This is a genomic window from Actinoplanes sp. NPDC024001 (assembly GCF_040638955.1).
Taxonomy (GTDB): domain Bacteria; phylum Actinomycetota; class Actinomycetes; order Mycobacteriales; family Micromonosporaceae; genus Actinoplanes.
On the sequence record NZ_JBEZZB010000275.1, the window covers coordinates 1 to 8,618 of the forward strand.

Genomic DNA, 8,618 nt, shown 5'->3' on the forward strand with positions numbered 1-8,618 from the left:
CGGGGCGGTGCGCCCCCGCCGCCGCGCCGTGCAGGTGGGCACCGGCCCAGCCGCGCAGATCGGTGCGGCAGCCGACGCGGCCCAATCCGGGTTCGGTGACCGGTTCCTCGTCGGCCGGCGCGGGGACCGGCACCTCTTCGAGGGCGGGATCACTTTCGGTGCGCGCGAACGCGTCATCCCGTTCCATCATCTCGCCTCCTCGATCCGTGGTTCGCAACTCGACCGGCACCGTCTCTTCATCGGCACGGCGTCGCCCGGTGTTAACACCGACCGGCACCGCGCTAGTCCGACACGATGCCAGGTCACCGACCGAAATCGCGGGAGAGGCGCACCGCTACACCGGTCAAATGTCATAAAACACCCTAAAAACCCTCGCTGTTCTGTGTTCAGTGCCATGTCATCCGGATGCCGGACACGCCCCCGGTCACCGAACGGCCGGGCCGTGTCACGCTGAGCGCGTGGCAGAAACCGCCCGACCGCACAGCGCACCGGCCGCCGCCCGGCCCGCCAAGGGCGCCGATCCGGCCGATCCACCGCGCACCGAGAGCCCCGCGAATCCGCTGCTCCCGGGCACTCTGCGCCGGATCGAACGACAGGCCGGCGCGCTGGCGAGCGCGGCTGTGGTCCGCATGGATGAGACGTTGCCGTGGTTCCGCGCGCTCCCGGCGGACCAACGTTCCTGGGTGATGCTCGTCGCACAGGCGGGCGTCCGGTCGCTCGTGGAGTGGCTGCGCTCCGGCGGAACGGTCGCCGCCACCCAGGAGATCTCCGACGAGGTGTTCGCCGCGGCGCCGCGCGCGCTGGCCCGGGCGATCACGCTCACCCAGACCGTGCAGCTCATCAAGGTCACCATCGACGTCGCCGAGGCGGACGTGCCGCGCTTCGCCGAGGCCGGCGAGCGGGAGGCGCTGATCCAGGCGATCCTGCGGTTCTCCCGGGAGATCGCCTTCTCCGCCGCCCGGGTCTACGCGCGGGCCGCCGAGTCCCGCGGCGCCTGGGACGCCCGGCTGCAGGCCCTGCTCGTCGACGCGCTGCTGCGCGGCGACTCCTCGGACGTGCTGGCCAGCCGGGCGGCCGCGCTGGGCTGGGCGGACGCGCCACCGGTCGCGGTGGTGGTGGGCCGCTCCCCCGGAGGAGACATCACCGCGGTGCTGCACGCGGTCTACCGGGCCGCCCGCCGGGCCCGGCTGGAGGTGATCGGTGGGGTGCACGGCGACCGCCTGGTCGTCGTGGTGGGCGGCGCGAGCGATCCGGTTGCCACCGCCATCGCGCTGGGCTCCAGTTTCGGCGAGGGTCCGATCGTGGTCGGCCCCGCGGTGCCCTCGCTGGACCAGGCGACCGAGTCGGCGCGGGCCGCGCTGGCCGGATTCCGGGCGGCCGGCGCCTGGCCGGGCGCGCCGTCCCCGGTGGCCGCCGACGACCTGCTGCCGGAACGGGTCCTGGCCGGCGACATGGACGCCCGGCGCAAGCTGCGGCACGACGTCTACGGTGCGCTCGCCCGGGCCGGGAGTGGCTTACTGGAGACCCTGGACGCCTTCTTCTCCTCCGGCGGCGTGCTGGAGAGCGCCGCCCGCGAGCTCTTCGTCCACCCGAACACCGTCCGGTACCGGCTGCGCCGGGTCGCCGAGGTGACCGCGCTCTCCCCGCTGGACGGCCGGGACGCCTTCGCCCTGCGGATGGCACTCACCATCGGCCGTCTGGACCCTCCCGGCTGACCCGGTGTTACGCGGAACACACCGCTCGGAGCGGCATCGGCGCCAAACGACCTGCACCATAAAACAGGCCTAGAACCCCCAAATCCACCCCTCTTTTGTAGGAAACCTACAACCCTCGTCGTAGGGTTTGGTCGTGCCCGGCAACCCCGCATCCCCCTCCCATCCGGAAGAGTCGAGGACGTGCTCGCAGTTCTCTCGCCCGGTCAGGGCTCGCAGAAGCCCGGCTTCCTCTCCCCCTGGCTCGAACTCCCCGGTGCCGAGGCCCGCCTCCGCTGGTGGTCGGCGCTCGCCGGGGTCGATCTGATCCACCTCGGCACGCAGGCCGACGCCGAGGAGATCAAGGACACCGCCCGGACCCAGCCGCTGCTGGTCGCCGCCGCGATGCTGGCCGCCGAGCACCTGCCGATGCACGACGTCGGGCTGGTCGCCGGCCACAGCGTCGGCGAGCTCGGCGCCTCCGCGCTCGCCGGTGTGCTGCCGGCCGAGGCCGCGATCACCCTGGCCGGGGTCCGCGGCCGAGAGATGGCCGCCGCCTGCGCTCTGGAGCCCACCGGGATGAGTGCCCTGCTCGCCGGCGACCCCGACGAGGTGCTCGCCGGGATCGAGAAGCACGGGCTGCACCCGGCCAACCGCAACGCCTCGGGCCAGATCGTCGCCGCCGGCTCGCTGGACGGGCTGGCCGCGCTGGCCGCCGAGCCACCGGCCGGCGCCCGGGTCCGCGCGCTGGCGGTCGCCGGCGCCTTCCACACGCCCTACATGGCGCCCGCCGAGGCCGCGCTGGCCGCCGTCGCCGGCGGGGTGACCGTGCACGACCCGGAGCGGATCCTGCTGTCGAACCTCGACGGGTCCGCCGTCGTGCACGGCCGCGAGATGCTCCAGCGCCTGGTCCGCCAGGTGACCGCGCCGGTCCGCTGGGACCTGTGCATGCGCGCGCTCGCCGACCTCGGCGTGACCGCCGTCATCGAACTTCCCCCGGCCGGCACCCTGACCGGCCTGGTCAAGCGCGAACTCAAGGGCGAGGGCGCGCCGGAGATCGTCACCTTGAACACCCCGGCGGACCTGCCCGCCGCCCGCGATCTGATCGCCCGGCACGGTGTGGCGCCCAGCCACGAGCCGGTGCCGCAGTTCCGCGTGGTGGTGGCCACCGGCGCCGGCACGTTCCGGCCGGCCGACGGCCTCGCCGAGGGCGGCGACGTGCGTCCGGGTCAGGTCATCGGCGCGGTGCAGACCCGCCAGGGCCCGGTCGAGGTGACCTCGCACGCCGCCGGTGTGCTCACCGAGTGGCTGGCCCACCACGACGACCCGGTCGCCCCGGGTCAACCCCTCGCCCGCATCGGCGGACAGCAATGAACTTGGGAGGCACGATGACCGCGGGTTCCCGCATCGTCGCGATGGGCCACTACCAGCCTTCGCGCGTGGTCACCAATGACGACCTGGCCAGCACCCTGGACACCAACGACGCGTGGATCCGGGACCGGGTCGGCATCGCCGAGCGGCGGGTCGCCGACTCCGAGTCGGTGGCCGACATGGCGACCTACGCGGCGGAGAAAGCGCTCGCCGCCTCCGGGCTGACCGCCGCCGACATCGACCTGGTGGTCGTGGCGACCTGTTCCGCGATCGACCGCTGCCCGAACGTGGCGACCCGCGTCGCGGCCCGGCTGGGGATCGCCGCGCCGGCCGCTTACGACCTGAACACCGCCTGCTCCGGCTTCTCCTACGCGCTGGGCACCGCCGACCACGCGATCCGCGCCGGCGCCACCCGCAACGCCCTGGTCATCGGCGCGGAGAAGCTCTCCGACGTCGTCGACTGGTCGGACCGCACCACCGCCGTGCTGTTCGGTGACGCCGCCGGCGCCGCCGTGGTGAGCGCGGTCCCGGAGGGCGAGGAGGCCGCGATCGGCCCGGTGCTCTGGGGTTCCGCGCCGGACAAGGGCGACGCCCTGAAGATCGAGGGCTGGCAGCCGTACATCAAGCAGGAGGGCCAGACGGTCTTCCGCTGGGCGACCACCGCCCTGGCGCCGTTCGCGATCGAGGTCTGCAAGCGCGCCGGGGTCGACCCGTCCGAGCTGGCCGCCTTCGTCCCGCACCAGGCCAACACCCGGATCATCGACGGCATCGTCAAGCGGCTCGGCCTGGGCCCGGACGTGATCGTCGCCAAGGACCTCATCGAGTCGGGCAACACGTCCGCCGCGAGCGTCCCCCTGGCCCTGTCCAAGCTGATCGAGCGCCGCGAGGTGCCCTCCGGGGCCCCGGTCCTGCTCTTCGGCTTCGGCGGCGGCCTCACCTACGCCGGTCAGGTCGTCCGCTGCCCCTGAGCAGCATCCTGCCGTCGCACATTTCCACCACATCGAGAGGAAAGAATCCAGAAATGGCTACTCGCGAAGAGATCACCTCCGGCCTCGCCGAGATCCTCGAGGAGGTCGCCGGGGTGAACCCCGAGGACGTCGCCGAGGAGAAGTCCTTCACCGACGACCTGGACGTCGACTCGCTGTCCATGGTCGAGGTCGTGGTGGCTGCCGAGGAGAAGTTCGGCGTGAAGATCCCCGACAACGAGGTGCAGAACCTCAAGACCGTCGGCGACGCCGTCTCCTACATCGAGGCGAACGCCTGACATGAGCAACGTAGACGTCGTCGTCACCGGGCTCGGCGCGACGACCCCGCTGGGCGGGGACGTCGCGTCCACCTGGGACGCCATGCTCGCCGGCCGCTCCGGGGTGGGTCCGCTCACCCAGGAGTGGGCCGGCAACCTCCCGGTCCGGATAGCCGCCCAACTCGCCGTCGAGCCCTCCGAGGTGATCGAGCGGGTCAGGCTGCGCCGGATGGACCGCGCCGAAGCGATGGCCGTGATCGCGGCCAAGCAGGCCTGGGCCGACGCCGGGCTGGCCGAGGCGGGGCTCGACCCCGACCGTCTCGCGGTCAGCTACGGCACCGGAATAGGCGGTGCGATCACCCTTCTGGACCAGGACGACATCCTGGAGCAGTCCGGGCCGCGGCGGGTCAGCCCGCACACGGTCCCGATGCTCATGCCGAACGGTCCGGCCGCGTACATCGGGCTGGAACTCGGCGCCCGGGCCGGTGTCCGGGCCATGGCCAGCGCCTGCGCGACGGGCGCGGAAGCCGTCGCCCTCGGTCTCGACCTGATTCGCGCGGGTCGCGCCGACGTGGTGGTGGCCGGCAGCACCGAGGCCGTGGTGCACCCGCTGCCGATCGCCGGCTTCGCCTCGATGCGCGCCATGTCCACGCGCAACGAGGAGCCGGAGAAGGCGTCCCGGCCGTGGGACAAGAACCGCGACGGCTTCGTCCTCGGTGAGGGCGCCGGCGCGCTGATCCTGGAGCGTGCCGACCACGCCGCCGCCCGCGGCGCCACGGTCTACGCACGCCTCGCCGGTGCCGGCATCACCTCGGACGGGTACGACATCGTCCAGCCGGACCCGGAGTGCCGCGGTGGCATCCGTGCCATGCGGATGGCCATCCAGGACGCCGGCTTGACCGGCGCCGACATCCACCACGTGAACGCCCACGCGACCTCGACCCCGGTCGGCGACATGGGCGAGATCAAGGGCATCAAGGAAGCGGTCGGCAACCACCCCGTTCTGACCTCGACCAAGTCGATGTCCGGCCACCTGCTCGGCGCGGCCGGCGCGCTCGAGTCGATCGCCACCATCCTGGCCCTTCGGGACGGCATCATCCCTCCGACCATCAACCTCGACGATCCCGACGAGCGTCTCGACCTCGACGTGGCGGCGCACAAGGCCCGTTCCGCCGAGATCCAGGCCGCGATGAACAACTCGTTCGGCTTCGGCGGGCACAACGTGGCGCTGGTCTTCACCCGCGCCTGACCCCCTCCGCAATCCCCTCGTCTGGAGAAGCCGTGACCCTGACCTCCCCCGAGGTCGACGTCGACCACCGTGACCCCGAGCTGCGCCTGCGGGCGTTCTTCGACCGCGGCACCCTGCGTCTGCTCGTTCCCCGGGACGACTCGGGTGTGGTGTACGCACGAGGCCTGGTCGACGGGGCCACGGTGATCGCGTTCGCCACGGACGCCACCCGGATGGGTGGCGCCCTGGGCCTGGACGGCTGCCGGCACATCGTCGCGGCCATCGACGCCGCGATCCGCGACCGCGTCCCGGTGGTGGGCCTGTGGCACTCCGGTGGTGCCCGGCTCGCCGAGGGCGTGGTCGCGCTCGACGGTGTCGGGCAGGTCTTCGCCGCCATGGTGCGGGCCTCCGGGCGGGTACCCCAGCTGTCGGTCGTGCTCGGCCCGGCGGCCGGCGGCGCGGCGTACGGCCCGGCGCTCACCGACATCGTGATCATGAGCAAGGCCGGCCGGATCTTCGTGACCGGGCCGGAGGTGGTGCGCAGCGTCACCGGCGAGCAGGTCGACATGGAACGCCTCGGCGGTGCCGAACCGCACGGCCGCCGTTCCGGCGTCGTGCACGTCACCACCGCGGACGACGCGTCGGCGCTGAGCGAGGCCCGCAAGCTGGTGGTGCTGCTGGGGCGGCAGGGACGGCTCTCCCCGGACGACGTCGCCCCCGGCACCAGCACCGGCCAGCGCCTGGACACGTTGATGCCGGCCGCCACCAACCGGGCGTACGACGTGAAGCCCGTGGTCAAGGCCCTGCTCGACGAGCCGGGCGTGGAGCTGCACAGCAGGTGGGCGCCGAACGTGGTCACCACGCTCGGCCGGTTCGCCGGCCGTACGGTCGGGGTGATCGCGAACAACCCGCTGCGGCTCGGCGGCTGCCTCGACGCCTCCAGCGCCGAGAAGGCCGCCCGGTTCGTGCGGATGTGCGACGCGCTGGGCGTGCCGTTGATCGTCCTGGTCGACGTGCCCGGCTACCTGCCGGGCCTGGGCCAGGAGTGGGACGGTGTGGTGCGCCGCGGCGCCAAGCTGCTGCACGCCTTCGCCGAGGCGGTGGTGCCCCGGGTCACGCTGGTGACCCGCAAGGCGTACGGCGGGGCCTACATCGCGATGAACTCCCGCTCGCTCGGCGCCACCGCGGTCTTCGCCTGGCCGACCGCCGAGGTCGCGGTGATGGGCGCGAGCGCCGCGGTGAACATCCTGCACCGCAAGAAGCTGGCCGCCACCCCGCACGAGGAGCGGGAGGCGCTGCGCGCGCAGCTGGTCCAGGAGCAGCTCGAGGTGGCCGGCGGCGTGCACCGGGCGCTGGAGATCGGCGTGGTGGACGAGGTCATCAAGCCGGAACAGACCCGCCGGCGGATCGCCGAGGCCCTCGCGGCCGCGCCGGCCGGGCGCGGCACGCACGGCAACATCCCGCTGTAGCCTCCGGGACGCCTACTTCACGCAGGCGCTGCGGGGCAGTTTGCCGACGGCGACCGGCGACTTGCCCGGCGCGGCCGCCTTGCCGGCGATCACCGCGGCCAGGGCGGTCAGCGACAGCCTGCTCGACGAGTACGTGGCGATCAGCGTCGGCGACTTGGACAGGGCCAGCAGGGCCGGGTTGTCCATCATGACCGTGATCGCCGCGGCGTCGTCGAGGTCGGCGTGCCGGTCGCCGTACCCCACCAGATGGATGCCGGCGCCACCGGCGGCCTGGACGTTCATGCCGGCCTGTTGCAGGGCTTTGACCAGGGTGACCCGGGCGACCTCCCGGGACGCGGGCGCGGTCACCGTGACCGCGCCGGAGGCGAGCGGTCCGGAGCAGCGGCCGCGCAGCACCGTGATCGAGGCGGCGTCGAGCGCGGCGACCGCCCGCTGATTCTCCTCCGAGCCGACCACCGAGAGGTCCGGCTGAGCGCTCTGCGCGGTCCTGAACTTCAGCGTGAGGATCCGGGTGACCGCCTCGACCAGGCGCTCCCGTTTCAGGCTGCCGGTCTTCAGCGCGGCGATGATGCCGTCGTGGGCGGCCCCGATCTCCGGCGGCATGAGCAGCATGTCGTTGCCGGCGTTGAGCGCACGCACCGCCGCCTCGCCGGCCGGCCACTTGCGGGCCGGCGCCATGTTCATCGCGTCGCTGACCGCCACGCCGGTGAACTTGAGCTGCCCGCGCAGCACGTCGGTCATCACCTTGCGGGAGAAGGTCGCGGCGACACCCTTGTCGACGGCCTGCAGGTTGAGGTGGCCGGACATCACCAGCCCGGCGCCCGCCTCGATGCCGGAGCGGAACGGCGGCAGATCCTGCGCCTGCCAGTCCTTGAGGCTCTGCGCGATCAGCGGCAGCTCGTCGTGGCTGTCCCCGGTGGTGTGCCCGTGCCCCGGGAAATGCTTGAGGGTGGCCGCGACGCCGGCCGCCTGCAGCCCGCGCACCGCGGCGGCGACCTGGGCGGCGTTCGCCGTCGCGTCGGCGCCGAACGCCCGGGAGCCGATCACCGCGCTGCCCTGCGTGCCCAGCGTGTCGGCGACCGGAGCGAAGTCGGCGGTGATGCCCATCGCCGCCAGCTCCCGGCCGGCCGCGTGCCAGGCCGCCTCGGTGAGCGCGGGCTGCCCGGCCGCACCGAAGGCCAGCGCCGACGGGAGCATGGTGACGCCCTCGGTGATCCGGGTGACCACGCCGTACTCCTGGTCGGTGCCGATCATCAGCGGCGCCGCGGCGGGCAGTTTGGCGGCCGCGTCCTGCAGGCCGGCGGTGAGCGCGCGCACCTGCTTCGGGTTCTCGACGTTCGAGGTGGGGTTGGTGTCGCCGGTCGGGTCCTGGGGCTTGAAGCCGACCAGGATCAGGCCGCCCAGCCGGTACTTGGCGATCATCTCGGCCGGTGTGTTCACCCCGGCCAGCTGCTGATTGCCGGCGGCGGCCGCCTTGTCGACCGTGGTGGCGGCGTTGCCGTACGCATACGGCATCAGGACCTGCCCGACCTTGCCGCCCGGGAACTCCCACTTGCCCGCCGCCTCGGGCGGGGCGCTGCGCTGACAGGCGAGCACCCGCCCCGCGGTGATGATCA

General features: G+C 73.1%; 8 protein-coding genes. 6 read left to right on the plus strand and 2 right to left on the minus strand.

The features are described from left to right. Window positions 1-190, minus strand: a 190-nt coding sequence (locus AB0F81_RS49045) for a hypothetical protein (RefSeq protein WP_360210967.1), incomplete at its 3' end; no start/stop codon positions are given. Between the two features lie 370 nt (window positions 191-560). Between AB0F81_RS49045 and AB0F81_RS49050 the strand changes: the two genes are divergently transcribed. The 6 genes from AB0F81_RS49050 to AB0F81_RS49075 all read left to right on the plus strand — a co-directional run bounded on the left by AB0F81_RS49050 (window position 561) and on the right by AB0F81_RS49075 (window position 7,002). Continuing rightward, on the plus strand, window positions 561-1,715 hold the full coding sequence (locus AB0F81_RS49050; RefSeq protein WP_360210980.1) for a helix-turn-helix domain-containing protein: 1,155 nt from the start codon (window positions 561-563) through the stop codon (window positions 1,713-1,715). 180 nt (window positions 1,716-1,895) lie between these two features. Then, window positions 1,896-3,065 (plus strand): acyltransferase domain-containing protein, encoded by a 1,170-nt coding sequence (locus tag AB0F81_RS49055; protein ID WP_360210969.1) that lies wholly within the window; start codon window positions 1,896-1,898, stop codon window positions 3,063-3,065. A gap of 14 nt (window positions 3,066-3,079) precedes the next feature. After that, on the plus strand, window positions 3,080-4,030 hold the full coding sequence (locus AB0F81_RS49060; RefSeq protein ID WP_360210971.1) for a beta-ketoacyl-ACP synthase III: 951 nt from the start codon (window positions 3,080-3,082) through the stop codon (window positions 4,028-4,030). Window positions 4,031-4,083: 53 nt separating this feature from the next. Next, the gene (locus AB0F81_RS49065) at window positions 4,084-4,326 is read left to right on the plus strand and encodes an acyl carrier protein (protein ID WP_360210973.1); all 243 of its coding nucleotides are present in this window, start codon (window positions 4,084-4,086) and stop codon (window positions 4,324-4,326) included. A gap of 1 nt (window position 4,327) precedes the next feature. Then, entirely contained in the window at window positions 4,328-5,554 is a 1,227-nt protein-coding gene (gene fabF, locus AB0F81_RS49070) for a beta-ketoacyl-ACP synthase II (protein ID WP_360210975.1), read from the plus strand. 32 nt (window positions 5,555-5,586) lie between these two features. Continuing rightward, on the plus strand, window positions 5,587-7,002 hold the full coding sequence (locus tag AB0F81_RS49075) for a carboxyl transferase domain-containing protein (RefSeq protein ID WP_360210976.1): 1,416 nt from the start codon (window positions 5,587-5,589) through the stop codon (window positions 7,000-7,002). Window positions 7,003-7,014: 12 nt separating this feature from the next. On the opposite strand, the gene AB0F81_RS49080 is transcribed toward AB0F81_RS49075, so the two are convergent. Continuing rightward, entirely contained in the window at window positions 7,015-8,616 is a 1,602-nt protein-coding gene (locus AB0F81_RS49080) for a glycoside hydrolase family 3 N-terminal domain-containing protein (RefSeq protein WP_360210978.1), read from the minus strand. Window positions 8,617-8,618 lie beyond the last annotated feature (2 nt).

Bases quoted from the DNA above. Each gene is read 5' to 3' on its own strand.
- AB0F81_RS49065 (WP_360210973.1), top strand. From the start codon at position 4,084: ATGGCTACTCGCGAAGAGATCACCTCCGGCCTCGCCGAGATCCTCGAG.
- fabF (WP_360210975.1), top strand. From the start codon at position 4,328: ATGAGCAACGTAGACGTCGTCGTCACCGGGCTCGGCGCGACGACCCCG.
- AB0F81_RS49060 (WP_360210971.1), top strand. From the start codon at position 3,080: ATGACCGCGGGTTCCCGCATCGTCGCGATGGGCCACTACCAGCCTTCG.